This is a genomic window from Ruminococcus sp. RTP21198st1_G1_RTP21198_201120, assembly GCF_040924265.1.
GTDB lineage: Bacteria > Bacillota > Clostridia > Oscillospirales > Ruminococcaceae > Hominimerdicola > Hominimerdicola aceti.
On the sequence record NZ_JBCOMH010000014.1, the window covers coordinates 64,049 to 84,413 of the forward strand.

Below are 20,365 nucleotides of genomic sequence, written 5' to 3' on the forward strand. Positions count from 1 at the left end.
AATATGTTCTGCTAAAAAGATAAAAAGAACAAAAAGAGAGCAGCGATAACCCTAAGACAACGAAAGGACAGATGAGAATTGACAAAGATAACTCGCACCTTTATTGCCTCTGCAGCGGCGTGTTTATTCGCCATTATGCTTATGACAGTAAGGTGCTTTGCTTATGATTATTCCACTATCACCGGCACAAAAGCCAGTGGAGCGGAAATAAGCGGATATTCGGGAGCGCTTGAAGTGAATGTTGTTGACTTCGGCGCAGACAAAAAGGGAAAGAAAGACTCCTCAAAGGCGATACAGAAAGCCCTTGACTATGCCATTGACAACGGCTCCAACTCTGTGCAGATAAAGGTCGTTGTGCCGAAAGGAAAATACAGGATAGACAAGCTTTTGGAGATATATTCAAACACTTGGCTGTATCTTGAGGACGGAGCGACTATTGTCAGAAATTTTGACAAGGGCTGTATGATAAAGAACGCTCAGGCAAACGGTGCAGGCGGATATGGCAGCGAGAGAAATATCGTTATCGAGGGCGGCTGTTGGGACGGCAACCCTTCGTCTACTTCAAGACCATTTTCTAATATGAGATTTGGTCACATGAAAAACCTTTGGATAAAGAACGTTGAGATAAAAAACAATTACAATGGTCATCATGTTGAGATAGGCGGTGTAAAGGGCATCACTATCGAGGATTGCGATTTTCATGGTTATACGGGAACATTTCAGAAAGAGGCTATACAGCTGGATACCATAAGTAACAGTGATGTTTTCCCGGCGTATGAGCCTTTTGATGATACCCCTTGCGACAATGCTGTAATAAAGAACAACAAATTCCATGACCTTATAAGAGGTCTTGGCTCACATTCAGCTTGTCTTGGTGTATATTATACTAATACACTTATATCAGGCAACTCATTTTATAATATGAGCGGAACAGCTATCGTACTTATTAATCATAAAAAATGTATAATCGAAAACAATACTATGAAAAACGTTGGCTGTGCCATAGATTTCAAGTACATGACCGATTATGAAAATGCAAATTTCCATGTGCCTAATTCAGGATATGCAGGTATAAAGGATCGTCTTGACGATAATGCCAATACCATAATAAGAAACAACGACATAACCGTTGTGGGTACATATTATTATCCCCAGCCGTATGCTATCCAGATATTCGGCAAGAAGCTTGAAAAGTCATACTCACACCCTGATTACAATTACACTGTAAAGGGCGTGAAGATAGTAGACAACACTATAAAAACAGCTGGTTCGGCAGTAAGGCTCACGGACGTTTCGGGAATTTTCATAGGTTCTAACGATATAAGCTATGACTATGACAGATATAATTATTCCATGGATCTTATATGGCTCAGCGAATCGTCACAGGTGACTGTGACCAAAAATAAGCTTACAGGCACAAAGCAGAACAGCGTTTATATAAGCGGTGGTTCAGGCAATGAGGTAAGCTCAAATACCATTAAAAAGCCGGGCGTGTCGGGAGTTTATGTTTCAGGCGGTTCTGATAAAAATACCATATCAGGCAATACTATAACCTCAGCAGACTCCAACGGCATAAAGATAACCAAAGAATCTAAGGCAGATGTGAGAAAAAACACTGTTAAGAAGTCTAAAAATCACGGACTTATATTCACTGGCGGAAGCGGTAAGGCTTCTGACAATATCCTTGAAGAAAACGGTCTTAGCGGTTTTATGGCTGACAACAGCGCTTCTGTGGAGTTTTTCAACAACACCTGCAATAAAAATAAAGGCTACGGAATAAAAGCTAATAAGAAATCTCAGGTTAAAATAAGCGGAAACAGCTTTGCTGACAACAGCAAGGGCGATGTTTACGTCACAGGCAGTGCGGCAGTGCTTCTGAACGCACCTGATAACGTAAAGTCGCAGGATATCTGCTCTGATAAGCTCACTTTAACATGGGACGAGGTGTCGCAGGCTGACGGCTATTATGTTTACAGAAAGACCGACGCTGAGGACGCAGAGTTTGAGCAGATAGCAACTGTAACAGACGGCACTTCATTTACAGACTATGGACTTGTTCCAAAAACAAGATATGTTTATAAAGTGAAAGCTTTTCTTGACACTGTTGACAGTGTCCAAGAGGGAAGCGACAGTGCGGATATGAGCATAAAAACAAAGCTCACTATTCGGGGTTGTACCACAAATATGCGTGGCTCTATGTCATACACTGGCAAGGAGAGAACGCAGATATTTGACGTTTTTGTAGACGGAGAAACGCTTATTCCTGACGTTGATTACAGAACAGTTTACTCTGACAACGTGAACATTGGAACTGCAAAGGTGACGGTTATAGGCATTGGTCAGTATTGCGACTCGGCTGATTTTCAGTTTGACATAACACTAAAGTCTGACAATGTGATGGTCATAAAGCCGCAGGAGCTTAACAGCAAGTCTATCGTTATGGGCAAGCCTACAATGAAAGCACAGGGCTATGAGGTAGCAGAAGCGGTCAAGGATAAGCTTGACCACACATCTCACAGAGAGCCTGCCATAGTGGTGAACTACAATTCACCTGCACAGGTAATCGCAAAGGCGAGAGCTGATATGCTCGGCCTGAAGGTGCGCTCATACCGTGAACTGACGGGCGAAACTATTTACGGCGCTTGGCTGTAAGCTATAAAAATTGGCATAAAAAACACGGCTGATATTTTCTCAGCCGTGTTTTTTTGTATGTCTTTATTCTTTCCTTACTGTGGTGTCTGCTGAACGTCCTGCATTTGCGGAGCAAAATTTGCAAGGGAATAGAGCCTGTTCATGAAATCACCGTCAACAAAGAGATTTTTCACAAGCACCTTTGTGTCAGGATTTTTGTTCTTAGGGTTGATTGTCTGCTGATAAACTGTGAGATAATTCTCATTGCCTGACTTGCTCACATAGCAATCTATCACCATATATGTAGGCAGGAATTGAGTAACAGCCGTCTGATAATCAAAAAGCGTGTAAGGGCTTTGCTCCATTGAAACCTTAAATGACTTTATGTCCTCAGGCACCATGAATTTGTATGCATCCTTGAGGTTTTTGTATTCTGCCCAATCGTCCTCAGACTCTATAAAAGGCTCTTTTGACTTGATTCTCACACCGCCCACAAGGAAAGCCAGCAGAAGGATAAATTCACTGCCCCATACTATCCACAGGATCGTGCCGTTCACAAGCGAGCCGTTATCTCTTGATGAATGTGATGACTTGTAAGACCAGCGACCCTCCTTGTTGATAGACTTTATATCATTCCAAAGGTCAGACGGGTGTGCGATTATGTCAAAAAGACCTGTCTTGTCATACTTCCTGAAATCGTAGGTGTAGTCATATGCGTTCATGGTGTATGACTTTTCAAGGCTTTTCTGTGCGGATTTTTTATCCTTGCCAAGAAGCTTGTCAAGCTCGAAAAACTGCCATACAGACTTTTTCTGCATCGTGGCAATGTCCTCGTCTGTGAAATCGCCTGTTGAATCGTTGCTGAAAAGATCATATGCCTTGGTCTGGTGATAAAAGTCATAATAATCACCGAAGCCGTCTGTGTTTTCATCAAAAAGCATATTCAGCTCGTCATAATAATCATAGGCTGTGTATTCACCCATAAGCTCATAGCCATATTTTTTCAGATCGTTGTAATCATACAGCGCCCATTTAAAATATGAGGCAAATAAAAAGCCCACCACTGCACAGGCAACTGCCACAACTGTGTTTCGCATTTTGAATGCTCTGACTATCTTTCCTCCCACAAAGCCAAGTGCGCATGACACCGCTATCGCAGCGATAACGTTGAGATAGATGATAGTGCACCAGCCCTCAAAAAGCAGATAGAGCCAGAAAAGCAATCCGCCGCATACTGCCGTTGCAAGCACCATGAGCACTGCTCCAACTGGGCTGAATTTGCCCGACTCTTTGTAATGTTTGTGTTCTCCCATTTAAAATACCCCCTTATATACTTCAGGCATAAGCCATGAAGAAATTATATCACAAATTTAAAGATTTTTCAATAGTTTTGCTGAATTTATGCAGGCATAAAGAGAAATTTTTGTGGAAAACTATTTGCAATTATGAAAGGAGCGAACTTAGATGATAGAAAAGGATACAATAAAGCTTCTCAGGGAGTGCGATGCAGGAATAAAAATGGGTGTGCAGTCTATTGAGGATTCGCTGAAATACACTTCAAACGGAGAGCTAAAGCGAACGTTAGAGAAAAATCTTGCAGGGCATGTGGAGATACAAGAGAAGCTTCAGGGACTTTTAAATTCATATCATGACAGCGGAAAAGAGCCGCCTGCTATGGCAAAGGGCATGGCATGGCTTAAAACCAACTTCAAGCTTGCGGCAGAGAGCAGTGACGACGCTGTGGCAGATTTTATAACGGACGGCTGTAATATGGGCGTGAAGTCCCTGTCTGGATATCTCAACAATTATAAGGCGGCAGACGAGAAGTCCAAGAACATTGCCAAGGAGCTTATATGTCTTGAGGAACGCCTTTCTGTAGACATGAGAGGATATCTCTCTGCAAAATAGGCATGAAAATGGCAGCCGTGGAGTTTTTCCTACACGGCTGCCTTATCTTATTTAGATACAACACAGTTTTTTCCCTGATTTTTGCCCTTGTATAGCAGCTTATCCACTTTTGAGATACCCTCGTCATAGTTTTCGTTCGGAGTCACTGAGTAAACTCCAAAAGTCATGGATATATTGAAACTTCGAGAATTTTCCTTAAATGTACACTCATGTATTTTCTGGCAAATGCTCTTTGCTATCTTCTCACAGCTTTCTGTGTCTGTATTTGGAACAACGAATAGTATTTCCTCACCGCCCCAACGGCACACATAGCCCTCGCTAGGCACGTTTCCAGCTATAACATCTGATACCACTCTAAGTACCTTGTCACCGACTTCGTGACCATATGTATCATTAACGTGCTTGAAATCATCAATATCGCCCAAACACATAGAATATACGCTGTTTGTCCTGCGGCTGTTGCTTTCTATCTTTTTGATAAAATCCATCATGGCACGGCGGTTGAAAAGCTGAGTGAGTGGGTCGATAGTAGCGAGCTTTTGAAGCTTTTCGTTCTGTGCTTTTGCTTCACGCTTGTTATGCTCATTTGTGAAAATGTATATGGAAGATACATAGATAATTATAATAAAGCTGCATAGAGTATTGTAAATGTATAAGATATTCTCTCTGTTGGTATCAAAGCTGTAAGGTGCGACTCTGTTTGTGACTATGATACGCATGACTATGAACACAACAACATCAAAGGACGAAAGTATATATGGTATCGCTTTCCTGTTTTGTGTAATGAAAAATGGAATTGGTATTATACACAGCATTATCTGCGTAAATCCTGCTGACCAGCCTATGTAATAAGCACCCATGCAGGCGTGTACTATTATCTCGCCAAGCACAAGGTAAGTAAATGATATTTTGCCTATCTTCTTAAAATGAAGCAGGAAATACATCACTGCATAGAATGCTACGCTGAAATAGTTATAATATACCATTTGGTATACTCCGAACCGATAAAACAGCACAAGATATATTATATGACCTAACAGCAGTATGATATCACCATAGCGATATATTTCCTCTGCGGTGAACATTCCTGCAAAGAGGTTTATTTCTTTTTTTATTTTCATACATTTGTTTCTTTCTTTGATATTTGGTTTGATATTATAAACAAAATCACTTTACTTTAATAGATATATTATATACTATTTTAAACGTTTTTGCAAGACTAAATTTGTACAAATTATCATGATGAATTTTGTAGGTGCTAGTCTAAAAAGTGCGAAAAATGGCGCTTATTTGTTGCTTTTCATAGCGCGCGTAAATCATATTATATTGATATGAACAATATGAAAAAATATAGTGAAAAAAATATTGCCGGCAAGCCATGGGCTATTGAAAAATCCTGATGGATATGTTATAATAATATTTATGAGTATTTTTTAAGAGGGTTTTATTATGCAGGGTTGTAAAAAGGTTGTTTCCATTCAGGATATATCGGGCCTTGGCAGGTGTTCGCTGACGGTGGTGATACCGGTGCTTTCGGCAATGGGTATTCAGGTGTGTCCTGTGCCTACGGCTGTGCTTTCGGCTCACACGGGCTACAGCGAGTTTGTCATGAGAGATCTTACGGACTTTATGAAGCCTGCATTGGAACACTATAAAAAAATGGATATGAAATTTGACTGTGTGTACAGCGGGTTCCTGGCTTCAAGCGAGCAGATAGACCACTGCCTTGAGTTTTTCGAGGCTTTTCCTGACGCCCTGAAGGTCGTAGACCCTGTTATGGGTGACGGTGGAAAGGCATATAAGACCTACACAAAGGAGCTTTGCAGCCGTATGGTCGAGCTTGTAAAGGTGGCGGATATAATCACGCCTAACCTCACAGAGGCGGCTATACTTCTTGGTGAGGAATATCCTACGGCTTCAATGCGCAGCTCTGAGATAAAATCATGGCTTGTAAGGCTTTCAAAGCAGGGCGCAAAGATCGTTGTTATCACAAGCGTAAATCTTGCAGACGGCGGAATGTCAACTGTAGGCTATGATAAAGAAAATAACAGCTTCTGGAAAATAAAGAATGATTATGTTCCTGCACACTATTCAGGAACGGGAGATATGTTCACAAGTGTTCTTATTGGAGGACTTCTCAAGGGTGACAGCCTGCCTATCGCAATGAACAGAGCCACAGCGTTCACAGAGCTTACTGTCAAGACTACATACAGCTACCAGACCCCATGGACAGACGGTCTTATGCTGGAGGGTCAGCTTCCTTGGCTCACAAGCTATCAGGAGCTTAGGGACTATACGAATTTGTGATATTTGGAAGTGTTACCGAAGATGAACAGACTTAATATCGTGCTTGTAGAGCCACAGATACCGCAGAACACAGGTAATATTTCAAGGACTTGTGCAGTGACAGGTGCGGCACTGCATCTTGTGAGGCCTTACGGCTTTGAGATAAGCGACAAAAAGCTAAAGCGTGCAGGACTTGATTACTGGGATAAGCTGGAGATACATGAGTATGACGACCTTGACGACTTTTTCTCCAAAAACAGTGGTGAGTTTTACTTTTTTACCACAAAGGGCAGAATGGTACACTCAGATGTGGATTATCCGCAGGATAGGGAAGTGTATATAATTTTCGGCAGGGAGGACAAGGGTCTGCCTGAAAAACTGCTTTATGAAAATCCCCAAAGCTGTGTGAGGATACCAATGAGGAAAACGCTCAGAAGCCTTAATCTTTCAAACTCAGTGGCGATAGCCTGCTATGAGGTGTTAAGACAGTGGAATTATCCCGACCTTGGCAGAGAGGGCAAGCTGACGCAATATACATGGGACGAATAAAATAAATAAAAAAACGGAGGGTGAATTTATGGCAAAAATAAAATTTCTTACCGACTCAGCGAGCGATATCACTGAGGAGCTTGAAAAGAAGCTGGATATCCAGATAATGAATTTCAAGGTGGCAATGGGTGATGACAGCTACACATCAAGGATAGATTTCGACAACGAGAAATTCTACAAAATGCTCGACGATTTTGACGGCATACCTGTTACATCGCAGATAACAGCCTTTGAATATCAGGAAACTTTTGAGAAGCTCTACAGCGAGGGCTATACTGATGTTATAAACACTACCATAAACTCAAAAGGCTCGGCAACATACAACAACGCTGTTATGGCGGCAGAGGAGTTTTATTCCGCTCACCCTGAGGCAAAGGGCAAGTTCACTATATACAATATAGACGGCGAGAGCTACTCAGGAGCGTATGGTTATGCAGTAGTTCAGGGCGCAATGAAAGCCACAAAGGACGTTCCTGCGGCTGATATCGTGGCATTTATGGAGGACTGGATAAAGAACTGCGTTATTTTCTTTGCACCATATACACTCAAATATGCAAAGAAGTCAGGAAGGATTCCGTCTGCGGCTGCTTTTGTGGGCGAGGTAATGGGTCTTAGACCTATCATGAGGATACATGACCATGCTATCGTTACAGAAACAAAGGTAAGAGGCGACAAGGCTATTGTGCCAAAGATACTTGACCTGACTGTAAAGGAAATGATACCGCAGACACCTTACTGCATCGTTTACGGCAATGACGAGAGTGTCAGGGACGAAATGGCACAGGCTATGACGAAGAAGGTGGGCTATCCACCTGTGGAGTGTTTCCAAATAGGTGCGGCAATTGCAATAAACGCAGGTCCAAAGGTGACGGGCGTTATCTTTAAGGCACAGAACAAGTAAATTTGATATGGATATAAAAAGACGGACGTTTCGCTTTGAAACGCCCGTTTTTTGTCAGCTCATGCTGTTATTTGTTTTTGCGTGATCTTCTGCCTGCAACTACAAGTCCGCTTCCTGTGATAAGGATAGTAAAGAGGATACCGCCAAGGTCATTGCCTGTGTTAGGGTTTGTGCTTCCTGCATTGTTCTTTACAGGGTTCTTGCTGTCAGTGTTTGAGTTGCTGTTTGTATTTGTGCTGTTGTTTGAACTTGTGTCTTTGCTGTCTGAGTTTGTATCGCTGCTGTCAGAGCTTGTATCATTTGCCTTTGGCGTCATAGTAAGGTCAGTGATGACCCACAAGGTGCCGTCAGAGCCGTCGCTCGTATCATTTTCATAGCGTTTGTAATTCACAAATTCGCCGTTTATCTTAAGCTTAGTGTCTGGTCCGAATATGTAAGAGGTATTTTCACTCTCAACAAAACCAACAGCCGTCACATATACACCATAATAGTAAGTCTTTCCGGCTTCAAAAGCGCTGATCTTGTTTTCATAAATTTCGCTTCCCCACTCTGGCTCTGTAGAGATCAGACCGGTCTTGCTGTCAAGCTCCCACCACGCAGCTCGGAGCGCATAGTTTGCGCCGTCTGGCACATTGCCTGTAAACACTGGCTTGTCGCCGTCCTTGAAGTTGATGGTGGCGTCGTTGATCTCCACCACGTCAATAACTTTCACGGTGGACGGCGTCATGGTCAATACATTGCTGAACCAAATGGTTTCACCGCTATCATCCACATCGATCTGATCGGGTGTCAGGGTGATTTCTTCGCCGTTGATATAGAGCTTCGTGTTCTGATCGAAGCGGTAGCCCTCTTCCATGCCCAAATCGGAAATCTTGAAATATACGCCATAGGTATAGCTTTTGTCGGCTTCAAATTCCGTAATGAGCTTACCGTTATAGCGTTCGTTCCAGTAGTCGCTGGAGGTAATGCCATAACCGCTGCCGTCATTGGCGTCCCACCGCTGATGATCGGTGTCAACGATAGGGTCAATGACACCGGTGCTGAAAAGCGGTTTATCTCCGGCATTAAAGTTGATAATGGCATTAAGTCGGATTTCTTCAACAGCCTGACCGGGGCGCAGCTCTGTTCCATATCTAATAAGACAGGTCTTGCCGTCATCCATCACCATGACCCACGCGCTAGACGGCAGGCTTGCTCCATTCAGTGTAACATTTTCATTTTTCAAATTGCGATCGAAGGTATAGCCGTCCTTTGCCTGAAGTTTCACGGAATATATATACCTTCCGCCCTTTTCAAAGGTATTGAATCGAACATCGTCGTCCGAATAAACGCTTTCATCAGAATACCAGTAGCCAACCGTGTGCATTGTGTCGTCGGCGTCCTTTTCCTGCTTTTCCCAACACTCAAAGAGAATATCATATTTATCCTGATTAGTGCCTGTTCGCTTGGCCGATGCCTGTGGGGCATTGCCCGGCTGATAATCGAGCTTCACGTTTTCGATATCGATCATGTTAATACTGCTTAAAGTTGCCGCAGGCGTCCAATGTGCTTTTAGAGTAATATTCCCAGTGATCTTGGTATCAAAGGTATACTTTGCATCATTTAGATACCACCCAGCAAAATCATAGCCGTTCCTCTTCGGTTCATTTGGCTCGATCGCAGAAGTATTCAATACCTTTTGCTCTGACACTGCACTTCCGCCGTCTGAATCAAATGTCACTGTGAACTCATCAAAAGACCATGGAAATACACCACAGTTCTCGATCGTACCTCCAGAAATGACAACAATCGCCGTATTGTTTTTGCCATATACTGCATTGCCGAGACCTCCCAAGTCTACCTTGCAGTCCTTAATTGTGCCGCCGGTCATGGTGAAGCTGCCATTTTCGTATATGTTCACTGCACCGCCATTATTGCATGCAGAACAGTTTTCAATCGTTCCGCTGTTCATCACGAAGAAGCCGCCCTGCTTGACAAATACAGCACCGCCGTCGTCATCCGCTCTGCAGTTGCTGATCGTACCATCGTTCATTGTAAATGTGCAGCCCATGCCTATATCCACAGCAGCGCCGTCATCACCTGCTTTGCAATCCTTAATAGTACCGCCGTTCATAACGAACTTGCCGTACTTGACCGGAGTTTCCGTTACACCAGTGTTGGATACATCCACTGCGCCGCCGTCTCCGTCGGCATCCGTGCAATTCACGATACTGCCGCTCTCTAGAGTAAGCGTTCCGCCCTTGACTTCAAATCCGCAGTTCTTGTTCTGCCCATCGATCTTGCCATTGGTGCCGCTGTCCTTTACTGTTAGGTTTCCGCTGCTGCGCACCCGAATTATATCCTCATCTGTCGAGCTGCAGCTCAGGGTATATCCGTTGAGATCAAGAGTAACAGTGCGCTCCACATCTAGTTCCCAGGTGGTCTCAATGTTTCCGCCCAACTTGATCTCTGCAAATTCCGTATTTTCCAATGCCGACTTCAGTTCCGTTTCATTACTGACTGTAGAATTTTCAGCAAATGTCAACATAGACATTTGTGGTGCTGCCAAACATAGGGTAAGGATAAAAGCGGTTATTCTCCCTTGCAGTGATCGTTTTTTCATAATATACATCTCCTTTTGATATTATATTTTTTCTCATGTTCGTTATTATCCTATAAGCACACCTCCATTACTTTGTATTTTCCCTAATGTGATATCCTTTATCACATTATAACAAATCTATGAATAAATTTGTGATTTATTTCATAATAGTCATATGCCAATTTTGAAATTATATATCGTGGGGGACTTCCTTTTTTGATAAATATGATATATAATTAACGTAATACCATATGACAGCGGGAGGGATCGTTAAAATGAAGTTTTGCGAACAGCTTGGTAAGTATATAGAACAGCTTTCCTGCACGGCAAAGGAGCTTTGTGAGTTGTCAGGGATATCTCCCTCAACATTTAGCAGATACAGAAGCGGAGAGAGAATACCTGAGATAGACACTGTGGCGTTTGACGGGCTTTGCAACGCTCTTGAGGCTGTGGCAAGGGAAAAAGGCTATGGCGATATGACAAGGGAGAACATAAAAAGAACCCTTCTTGACTGTGAAGATATCATACCTGCCGACAGAGAGTCTATGCGGCAAAATTTCAATACCCTTATCTCAGCCCTTGATATAAACATCAAGCGTATGTGCAAGGAGATAAATTATGATGTTTCCACCGTTTTCCGTATACGGAACGGCACTAGAAAGCCTGCCGACCCTGAACGCTTTGTCGCCGCAATAGCAGGCTTTACTGCAAGGGAGCTTAGAACTCCCACAGAGATATCAGCGGTCGCACAGCTTGTGGGCTGTAATGAAAGTGATATAGAGGATGTGTCACAGCGTTATGAAGTGATATGCAAATGGCTGTTCAGCGATCATGCCAGACAGAGCAGAGAGATAAAAAGCGGTGGAATTGAAAAGTTTCTTGATAAGCTTGATGAGTTTGACCTGAACGAATACATAAAGGCGATACGTTTTGATGAAATGAAAGTACCTGCATTGCCTTTTCAGCTTCCTGTGTCAAAAAGTTATTTTGGCATCAAGGAAATGATGGAAAGTGAGCTTGATTTTCTGAAAGCCACAGTCTTGTCACGTTCTAATGAGCCTGTGATAATGTACAGTGATATGCCTATGAAGGAAATGGCTGATGATCCCGAATTTCCGAAGAAGTGGATGTTCGGTATGGCTCTGATGCTTAAAAAGGGTCTGCACCTTTGTCAGATACATGATCTTGACCGCTCCTTAGATGATATGATGCTTGGTCTTGAAAGCTGGATACCGATGTATATGACGGGGCAGATAGCGCCTTACTATTTGAAAAACGTACAGAATAATGCTTTTTTGCATTTGCTGAAGGTATCAGGTGCGGCGGCTCTTTCAGGGGAAGCCGTGGCAGGCTTTCACAGCGAGGGCAGATATTATCTGACCAAGTCCAAAAAGGAGCTTGGATATTATCGTAAACGTGCCAATGATCTGCTTTCAAACGCCTGCCCGCTTATGGAGATATACCGAAGTGACAGGGAAAAAGATTTCAGCGATTTTCTCACTGCCGACTCTCACAGACGTGGCGGGCGCAGGAGTATTTTATCTGCTCTGCCTGTTTATACTATGGATAATGACCTGCTCAATAGTATACTTGACAGAAACGGCATTGACGACCGCCGGGGCAGAGATATAAAAGCTTATGTCAGCGAGCGTAAAAAGCGAGTTGAGAGCATACTGGAAACCATGACCATAGAGGATGAGATATGCTGTCTTTCCCGAGAGGAATTTGAAACACGTCACCATGCCCTTGACCTGTCGGGTGTATTCTGTGCCAGTGATGTTCTTTACAGCTATGATGATTATTCTGCACATTTAAAAAGCACAGAACGCTATGCACAGACACATGAAAACTATAGCCTTAAATATGCTAAGCGGCAGACCTTCTGCAATTTGCAAATACTGATCCATGAAGGTCAGTGGGCGATGATATCAAAGGGAAATGCGCCTGCTATACATTTTGTTATACGACACCCGAAGCTTCTCAGCGCCTTAGAGAATTTCATTCCGCCTGTTATAGAAGATCAATAAAATGCAGGATCATACTATCCCCTTGGTGTTCCTGACGAAAAACGGACGTTTCCGATGGAAACGTCCGTTTTTATAGCCGAAAGAAATATATTCGGTTATTATTCTTCGTCCTTTGCGGCAAATCTGTTGAAGATAAATGCAAATATCGCAAAAATAACATATCCTGCGGCAATGACAGTAAGAATGTTCTTTGTCACTTCAACGCCTGTTGACGGATTTACTTTTGAGCTGTCAGCCTGCGATGAGGCCTCGTCAACTATCTGCTGTATCTTTTCTGTTGCCTGTGATTCTGTAAGCTCCTGCGAACTGTCGTCCTCGCTTACTGTAGTAACAGCCGCACCGACATTTGAAGGCTGTCTGGCTGCTGTTGTGGTGGTGCTTTCAGGCTGTGTGTTTTCGTCAGCCTTTGGCTCTGTGCTTGCTGTTGTAGTAGTTGTGGTCGTTGTTTCGTCAGCAGGCTTTGGTTCTGCCGCTGTGACCTTTGTAACAGCTGATGTGTCAACTGCTTCCTTGACAGGTGTTACTTCTACGGAAGCTATCTGAAAATCTGCATTTGCCTTTAAGTAATAAAGCTGTACGAAAACCTCATCGCTTGTTCTTGAAGGGTCAAGATCTGAGTATATCCACTGTGCTTCCTCGCCGCCTGTGAGCTTCGTACTCTGTGCAGACCAGCTTCCGTCTACCAACGCACCGACTGCACCGCTTGCGTTGCCTGATGACTTTACGTTGACCTTTACATTGTAATGCTGAGAATAGTCTGTTATGTAGTCAGAAAGCTTGAAGCCGAACTGAAGGGAAGTTTCGCTGTTGAAGTCAGCGTCACCCTGCTTGTGTGTGAAAAGCGGTTCGGACTCAGGCTTTGCAGATGTTGTGGTTGTAGTGGTCTGAGTTTCGCTTTTTGCTGTTGTAGTCGTTGTGGTGGTTTCAACAGGCTTTGTTGTAGTTGTTGTAACTTTCTCAGACTTAGCCGTAGTTGTGGTAGTCGCTTCGGACTTGGTCGTAGTCTTTGCTGTAGTCGTCGTTGTAGTTGTGGTCGACTTTGATGTAGTTGTAGTAGCTTCAGCCTTAGATGAAGCAGTCGTAGTGGTCGCTGCAGGAGTTGTTGTGATCTCCTCCCCTGCACTGACAGTGAGCGGTGAACCCGCTGTAGGTGCTGAGTATGAAACTGACTTGTATCCATCGTCAGCTTCCGCCACCATCGTTTCAACCTCTACCCAATAGTTTATCTTGCCTGTTACGCCGTCCTTTACCTTGAAAGTCGCAAGGGCAAGGTCTGTTCTGTCCTTTATGTTAGAACCTGTAAGGTTTGCACCGACTATTTTTATAGTGCCTGATGAAGCAACATAGTTGGTTATAACAGAAAATTTGCTTCTCACATTGTATGTACTCTCGCTCTCTTCATCGGTCGGCACATATACTGTTACCTTTGACGGGTCATAATGCAGGTCTATAGTGAAGCCTGCAACGCCTGTTTTATCAGGCTCAAGGCTTGCTTTTACGTTTATGCTGTCGCCTGCCTGTGCAAAGTTCTTGTCGCTTGTGAGCTTTATCTCGTTTCCACCCGATGCACTAGCCACTGTGGAAACAATGCTCGTGAGCATAAGAAACGCTGTTGCCACCGACAGCGCCATCTTGTTTATTTTCAGTTTTTTCATTTGATACCTCCGTTGCAAAATTGTGTTTTTCTGTCAGTATTTTGCTCTTGATTAATTTTGTTTACTATTGTTTTGTCTTTAATTTGTAATAATTCATTATAAAATATTACAAGTTCTGTTACCTTTGTCGTAATAGGATTATATCACAATATAAAGTAACACGTCAATAGTCAAAACAGCGAAAATAAGCATATTTTTTTGGATATATTTATAATGAGAGCATTTGTGTCACAATATGTATGTACCGATCAACAGCAAATCCACTAAATAGGCTGTAATAAATCTGTAACCTTTAAGTGAAAGCTGCATTTTACTAAATGTAAATTTTTTATGAATCAAAAAGACTGTTGACAAAGCCCAGAGAAATGTACTATAATGAGGGTGAAGTTTTGTACTTGATACAGAAAAATGTACAAACCAACGTGTGTAAAAATAAGGACTTATACATAGGTGTGCCTTGTTGCGGTATTGCCTATATATTCTGAGGTGAACGAGTTGATAAAAAAGATGATTTCATATATCCTGTCATTTGCTATTGCAGCGTCAATGGCGGCTTCATGTTTGACGGCTTCAGCGGCAAATATGATGGGAAGCTGTACGGCAGACGTTCTGAACGTTCGCAGCGGTGCAGGCACAGGCTATTCTAAAACAGGCACAGTAAGCTATGGCGACAGCCTGACTATACTTTCCGAAACCACCGACTCAAGCGGTGCGAAATGGTACAAGATATCATGCGGCAATGTGACGGGCTATGTTTCGGCGGCATATGTTCAGCTAACATCAAGCGGCTCGCAGGGCAGTTCTGACGCTGATTTTGAGAGCTATATGACAAAGCAGGGCTTTCCTGAAAGCTATAAGCCATATCTGCGAAAGCTCCATGAACAGCACCCAAAGTGGATATTTACCGCTCAGAAGCTTGGCGTGGATTGGAACACTGCGTTAAAGGAAGAATGTGTTGTGGGCAGAAACCTTGTCCACTCGTCGGCTCTGGCTTCATGGAAGTCAATGGAAAAGGGTGCGTATGATTTTAACGGCGGTTATTGGTATGGGCTTGACGGCTCGTGGGTGGCGGCTTCAAAAGAGATAATAATGTATTATATGGATCCGAGAAATTTTCTCAACGATACATACATTTTCATGTTTGAAAATCAGTCATATGATCCCTCGTATCAGACGGAAAGCGGTGTAAAAACTATTCTTGCAGACACTTTTATGAGCGGAAGCTACACTTGTCCTGACACAAAGAAAAAGTATACATATTCGCAGACCTTTATGGACGCTGCAAAGAAATCGGGCGTTTCACCTTATCACCTTGCTTCAAGGTGCAGGAACGAGCAGGGCGTAAATGGTGCGCCGCAATCCCTTGGTACTGTGAAAGGCTATGAGAATTATTTCAACTTCTTTGACATTCAGGCTTATGCCACATCTACAATGACAGCCGCAGAAATGGGCTGTAAGTATGCAAAAACTACTAATCCGACCTATCTTCTTCCTTGGACAAATCAATACAAGTCCATAGTGGGCGGCTCGATATTTTTAGGCACAGGCTACATAACAAAGGGTCAGGATACCCTTTATCTGCAAAAATTTGATATGGTAGACGGCGGAAACGGTCTTTATTACCACCAGTATATGACCTGCGTTTTCGGTCAGGCGAATGAAGCCATAAGCCTAAAAAACGCCTATTCTCAGGATATTTTGAACAGCGCAATGGAGTTCAAGATACCTGTCTACAACAATATGCCTGATAAACTTTGCCCAAAGCCTACAAGCAGTGGAGATAACAACAATTATCTTAAATCTCTCAGCGTTTCAGGCACGAGCATTTCGCCAAAGTTCGATAAATTCACCGCAAGCTATACTGCCAAAGTCAATGCGGAGGTTTCTTCTGTTACTGTTAATGCAAATCCGCTTGGCAAAAGCGCAAAGGTGTCTGGAAAGGGTAAGTTGAGCCTTAAAACGGGCGAAAACACTGTCAAGGTCACCTGCACAGCGGCAAGCGGAGTGAAACGGACGTACACAATAAAAATAACAAGAAAAGCCGCTTCACAGACCCTGCAGCAGGGAGATGTGAATGGTGACAAGTATCTGACAGTTGTGGACGCTTTGCTCATGCTGCGTTATAATGCAGGCAAGACGCAGCTTGATCCCGCTCAGCTAAAGCGTGCGGATATGAACGGTGATGGAAAGGTCGATGTTATCGACGCTCTTACGCTGCTGAAAAAGATAAGTCAGAGTTAAAAATGCAAAAAAACAGGAGCGTTACCACCATGGTACGCTCCTGCGTGAGGGCTATTTCATCATCATTGAAATGCCGTCCATTACGTCACCGATAGCTCTGATAGCACGTCCTGTGCGGCTTTTGAGCATTTTCTTTTCGCTTGATGTCGCCTCTGTGACTGCATAAGCCACTGTTCCTGCGGCTATCGCCATTGAAACGCCTGTTATCATTGACTTCATCTTCATTGCTGTTTCCTCCTTTTTTCTTTGTAATATTATTTTTCGCAGAAAGAGAACAGCTATGCCATGCAAATGAAGTCAAGAGGGTTGACGGTATTTTCCCGTGAATGTTCGTATTTTGTGATGTTGTGAAGGATATTTCAGTTGGTGTGTAGTGCTATTGTACAAAATGTGATTAAAATTTTTGCAATTTATATGTAAAAGTAAAAGAGATATGTTCCTATCTCAAACGTTTAGTATAAATATTATTCATAGATATATAATAAATATGTATTTGCATTAACATCAAAATAGTGGTATAATAAATGGGTATAAAAAATAAAGGATCTTGGTAAACTCTGAGATCTGATAGTAAGGAGTAATATTAAATGGGTATGACAATGACTCAGAAAATTCTGGCAGCCCACGCAGGTCTTGACGAAGTCAAGGCAGGTCAGCTTATAATGGCGAACCTTGACCTGGTTCTCGGCAACGACGTTACGTCGCCTGTGGCTATCAACGAGTTCAATAAAGCGGGCTTCACAGATGTTTTCGATAAGAATAAGGTCACAATGGTCATGGATCACTTTGCACCTAACAAGGATATCAAATCCGCTACACAGTGCAAGACCTGCCGTGATTTTGCTTCAAAGTATGACATAAAGAATTATTTCGACGTTGGCGATATGGGCATTGAACACGCTCTGCTTCCTGAAAAAGGACTTGTCGCTCCAGGCGACTGCGTTATCGGTGCTGACTCACATACTTGTACATATGGTGCACTTGGTGCATTCTCAACAGGTATCGGCTCAACAGATATGTGCGCAGGCATGGCAAAGGGAAAGACTTGGTTCAAAGTCCCTGCCGCTATCAAGTTCAATATCGTAGGCAAGCTTCCAAAGTATAGTGCCGCTAAGGACGTTATACTTCATATAATCGGCATGATAGGCGTTGACGGCGCACTTTACAAGTCTATGGAATTTTCAGGCGAGGGTCTGAAAAACCTTTCCATGGAGGACAGGCTTTGCATGGCTAACATGGCTATCGAAGCAGGTGCAAAGAACGGCATATTTGCAGTTGACGATGTTACACTTGATTACATCAAGGATAAGGTAGACAGAGAGTATAAGATATACAAGGCTGACGATGACGCTGAGTATGAGGCTGAATACACTATCGACCTCAGCGAGATAAAGCCTACGGTCGCTTTCCCGCATCTGCCTGAGAACGCAAGAACATTTGACGATATCCCGGAGGTCAAGATAGATCAGGTGGTCATCGGTTCATGTACGAACGGAAGGATAGAGGATCTGAGATGTGCCGCTGAGATACTTGACGGCAAAAAGGTGGCAAAGAACGTTAGATGTATCGTTATCCCTGCCACACAGAAGGTATATATGCAGGCCATGAAAGAGGGTCTGCTGGAGATATTCATAAATGCAGGCTGTGCGGTTTCTACACCTACCTGCGGTCCATGTCTTGGCGGACATATGGGTATTCTTGCAAAGGGCGAAAGAGCCGTTGCAACAACAAACAGAAATTTCGTGGGACGTATGGGTCACCCAGAATCAGAGGTTTATCTGGCTTCACCTTACGTTGCCGCCGCTTCAGCTGTGACAGGCAAGATCTCACAGCCGTCGGAAGTTATGTGATATTCGGGGAGAAAATCAGCTGACAGATCTTGCGTTGGGGGAATAATTGATATGCGGTATGACCGCATATACGACTTGGGAGCGAGAACAGATGAAAAATTATCTTAGGGAAATATTCTCCGATATACTTCTTAGTATTGTTACAAAGAAGTACGGAACTTCACTAAATGACTATCAGCGTGAGGAGAAGGCTGACGAGATCATTCAGGAACTCCATGACAAAAATACATTTACCGTGGAAATGACGCAGGCTCTTATTGACAAGAAGGGCTTCAATACCTTTTATACCTCCAATATCGGGGGTACACCTGTGTATGCTCTCGTTAAAGAGGGAATGTTCCACAAGGTAAAGATCTGCTATTTTATTACAAGAAACAAGGATACTATAGACGGCCCGTATCTTGAAAAGATATATGAAGAGCTTAGAAAACAGGCGATAGGAGAAAATATATTCCATTCGTCAGAGTTCAAGCAGGGCTGATAAAGTTTGACGAAAGGGGTTTTCATAATGAAAGCTTGCGGAAAAGTACATAAATACGGGGATAACGTAGACACAGACGTTATTATCCCTGCAAGATACCTCAACACACCTGATATGCAGGAGCTTGCACAGCACTGCATGGAGGATATTGACGTTGACTTTGCAAAGAACGTTCAGAAGGGCGATATAATGGTAGCAAAGAGCAATTTCGGCTGCGGTTCATCAAGAGAGCATGCGCCTGCTGCTATCAAGGCGAGCGGAATATCCTGTGTTATAGCAAAGACATTCGCAAGAATATTCTACAGAAACGCTATAAATATCGGACTTCCTATCATCGAGTGCGAGGAAGCTGCTGAGAAGATAGATAACGGTGACGAGGTGGAGATAGATTTCGACAGTGGCGTTATCACAAACAAGACCAAGAATGAGACTTATCAGGGTCAGTCATTCCCTGAGTTTCTTATCAATATCATCAACAGCAATGGTCTTCTTAACTCACTTAAATAAGATATTTTGAAGCTTTAAGGGGGATCTCTCAAAAGAGGTCGCCCTTGAACTGTTTCTATGAAGGGGTGAAGCTATGATAGCTAAAAAGCTATTTGCGGCACTTGCAGCAGGGGTAATGCTGGTGTGCAGCGCAGGCTGCTCGAAAAAAGAGGAGAGCAGTAATAAATTTGAATACAGCAGCAAGGATTTTCTGCCTTTTATGGTAATGGTGGACGGCAGCAAGATAGACCTGACCCTAAGCTCTGCAGAGATAAACAGAAAGCTTGGCGGCAGTTTTGCAAGGGAAACTGCTTCAAACAGCAGTATAGTGCTTGTGGAAAAGGACGAAAAGACCGATAAAAAAGGCGTTACAACAAAGACCTTTGCCTGCAATAAGCCTGAGATAAATGGTGCTGGATTTTCCACTTTCAACGGACTTTGGGCGAATATAGACGAAGCAAGCATAGACAGCACTGTTTCACCCAACAGCATAAAGGTCAAAGGCTCTGACGGTTTGTCTTACTACTGGTCATATTATATGGATGGTGAGGAAATAGACTATAGTCAGGTGAACTTTGACGGCACTGATACGGCGGACAGTTATATGCAGTATCAGCTCAAAGGCATGGCTGCTGACGATTATTGCAAAAAGAAGCTTATTGACGGCGAGTGTTCGGTCTATACAGGCATTTTGTTCATGACAGCCGAAAAGCAGAGCTATTCCTGCGAGATAAGCGTTTCGACTTTAAATTCTGAGGAGGAAAAATAA

The 20,365-nt window shown here is 43.2% G+C and carries 16 protein-coding genes; 11 read left to right on the forward strand and 5 right to left on the reverse strand.

The features are described from left to right. Positions 1 to 78: 78 nt before the first annotated feature. Complete coding sequence (locus AB5627_RS10140; protein ID WP_265290512.1) at positions 79 to 2,652, forward strand: right-handed parallel beta-helix repeat-containing protein; 2,574 nt, start codon at positions 79 to 81, stop codon at positions 2,650 to 2,652. A 74-nt stretch (positions 2,653 to 2,726) separates the two neighbouring features. Here the strand turns inward: AB5627_RS10140 and AB5627_RS10145 are convergent, their stop codons facing one another. Then, the gene (locus AB5627_RS10145) at positions 2,727 to 3,944 is read right to left on the reverse strand and encodes a hypothetical protein (protein ID WP_022288478.1); all 1,218 of its coding nucleotides are present in this window, start codon (positions 3,942 to 3,944) and stop codon (positions 2,727 to 2,729) included. A gap of 151 nt (positions 3,945 to 4,095) precedes the next feature. Between AB5627_RS10145 and AB5627_RS10150 the strand changes: the two genes are divergently transcribed. Then, entirely contained in the window at positions 4,096 to 4,539 is a 444-nt protein-coding gene (locus AB5627_RS10150; protein ID WP_022288477.1) for a hypothetical protein, read from the forward strand. A gap of 47 nt (positions 4,540 to 4,586) precedes the next feature. Here AB5627_RS10150 and AB5627_RS10155 read toward each other — a convergent pair whose 3' ends face one another. Further along, positions 4,587 to 5,660, reverse strand: a complete 1,074-nt coding sequence (locus AB5627_RS10155; protein ID WP_022288476.1) for a GGDEF domain-containing protein — start codon at positions 5,658 to 5,660, stop codon at positions 4,587 to 4,589. Between the two features lie 328 nt (positions 5,661 to 5,988). On the opposite strand from AB5627_RS10155, the gene AB5627_RS10160 reads away from it, so the two are divergent. The 3 genes from AB5627_RS10160 to AB5627_RS10170 are packed head-to-tail and all read left to right on the forward strand — an operon-like array spanning position 5,989 to position 8,275. Continuing rightward, the gene (locus tag AB5627_RS10160) at positions 5,989 to 6,846 is read left to right on the forward strand and encodes a pyridoxamine kinase (RefSeq protein WP_038670828.1); all 858 of its coding nucleotides are present in this window, start codon (positions 5,989 to 5,991) and stop codon (positions 6,844 to 6,846) included. A gap of 21 nt (positions 6,847 to 6,867) precedes the next feature. Beyond that, positions 6,868 to 7,374, forward strand: a complete 507-nt coding sequence (locus tag AB5627_RS10165; RefSeq protein ID WP_022288474.1) for a tRNA (cytidine(34)-2'-O)-methyltransferase — start codon at positions 6,868 to 6,870, stop codon at positions 7,372 to 7,374. A 28-nt stretch (positions 7,375 to 7,402) separates the two neighbouring features. Next, positions 7,403 to 8,275 (forward strand): DegV family protein, encoded by an 873-nt coding sequence (locus AB5627_RS10170; protein WP_022288473.1) that lies wholly within the window; start codon positions 7,403 to 7,405, stop codon positions 8,273 to 8,275. Between the two features lie 67 nt (positions 8,276 to 8,342). Here the strand turns inward: AB5627_RS10170 and AB5627_RS10175 are convergent, their stop codons facing one another. Then, positions 8,343 to 10,877, reverse strand: a complete 2,535-nt coding sequence (locus AB5627_RS10175) for an InlB B-repeat-containing protein (RefSeq protein ID WP_022288472.1) — start codon at positions 10,875 to 10,877, stop codon at positions 8,343 to 8,345. A 254-nt stretch (positions 10,878 to 11,131) separates the two neighbouring features. On the opposite strand from AB5627_RS10175, the gene AB5627_RS10180 reads away from it, so the two are divergent. Further along, positions 11,132 to 12,883 (forward strand): helix-turn-helix transcriptional regulator, encoded by a 1,752-nt coding sequence (locus tag AB5627_RS10180; RefSeq protein WP_022288471.1) that lies wholly within the window; start codon positions 11,132 to 11,134, stop codon positions 12,881 to 12,883. Between the two features lie 98 nt (positions 12,884 to 12,981). Here the strand turns inward: AB5627_RS10180 and AB5627_RS10185 are convergent, their stop codons facing one another. Further along, complete coding sequence (locus tag AB5627_RS10185) at positions 12,982 to 14,538, reverse strand: hypothetical protein (protein WP_333635048.1); 1,557 nt, start codon at positions 14,536 to 14,538, stop codon at positions 12,982 to 12,984. 495 nt (positions 14,539 to 15,033) lie between these two features. Between AB5627_RS10185 and AB5627_RS10190 the strand changes: the two genes are divergently transcribed. Next, positions 15,034 to 16,779 carry an SH3 domain-containing protein gene (locus AB5627_RS10190; RefSeq protein WP_265290510.1) on the forward strand — a complete coding sequence of 582 codons (1,746 nt, stop codon included), beginning with the start codon at positions 15,034 to 15,036 and terminating at the stop codon, positions 16,777 to 16,779. 51 nt (positions 16,780 to 16,830) lie between these two features. On the opposite strand, the gene AB5627_RS10195 is transcribed toward AB5627_RS10190, so the two are convergent. Further along, positions 16,831 to 17,004: a hypothetical protein gene (locus AB5627_RS10195; RefSeq protein WP_022288469.1), complete on the reverse strand. Its 174-nt coding sequence runs from the start codon at positions 17,002 to 17,004 to the stop codon at positions 16,831 to 16,833. 362 nt (positions 17,005 to 17,366) lie between these two features. On the opposite strand from AB5627_RS10195, the gene leuC reads away from it, so the two are divergent. The 4 genes from leuC to AB5627_RS10215 all read left to right on the forward strand — a co-directional run bounded on the left by leuC (position 17,367) and on the right by AB5627_RS10215 (position 20,365). Continuing rightward, on the forward strand, positions 17,367 to 18,629 hold the full coding sequence (gene leuC, locus AB5627_RS10200; protein ID WP_022288468.1) for a 3-isopropylmalate dehydratase large subunit: 1,263 nt from the start codon (positions 17,367 to 17,369) through the stop codon (positions 18,627 to 18,629). A 91-nt stretch (positions 18,630 to 18,720) separates the two neighbouring features. Next, the gene (locus AB5627_RS10205; protein ID WP_022288467.1) at positions 18,721 to 19,110 is read left to right on the forward strand and encodes a hypothetical protein; all 390 of its coding nucleotides are present in this window, start codon (positions 18,721 to 18,723) and stop codon (positions 19,108 to 19,110) included. Positions 19,111 to 19,137: 27 nt separating this feature from the next. Beyond that, a complete protein-coding gene (gene leuD / locus AB5627_RS10210; protein ID WP_022288466.1) occupies positions 19,138 to 19,617 on the forward strand; it encodes a 3-isopropylmalate dehydratase small subunit in 480 nt (159 codons plus the stop codon). Between the two features lie 73 nt (positions 19,618 to 19,690). Then, positions 19,691 to 20,365: a hypothetical protein gene (locus AB5627_RS10215; protein ID WP_022288465.1), complete on the forward strand. Its 675-nt coding sequence runs from the start codon at positions 19,691 to 19,693 to the stop codon at positions 20,363 to 20,365.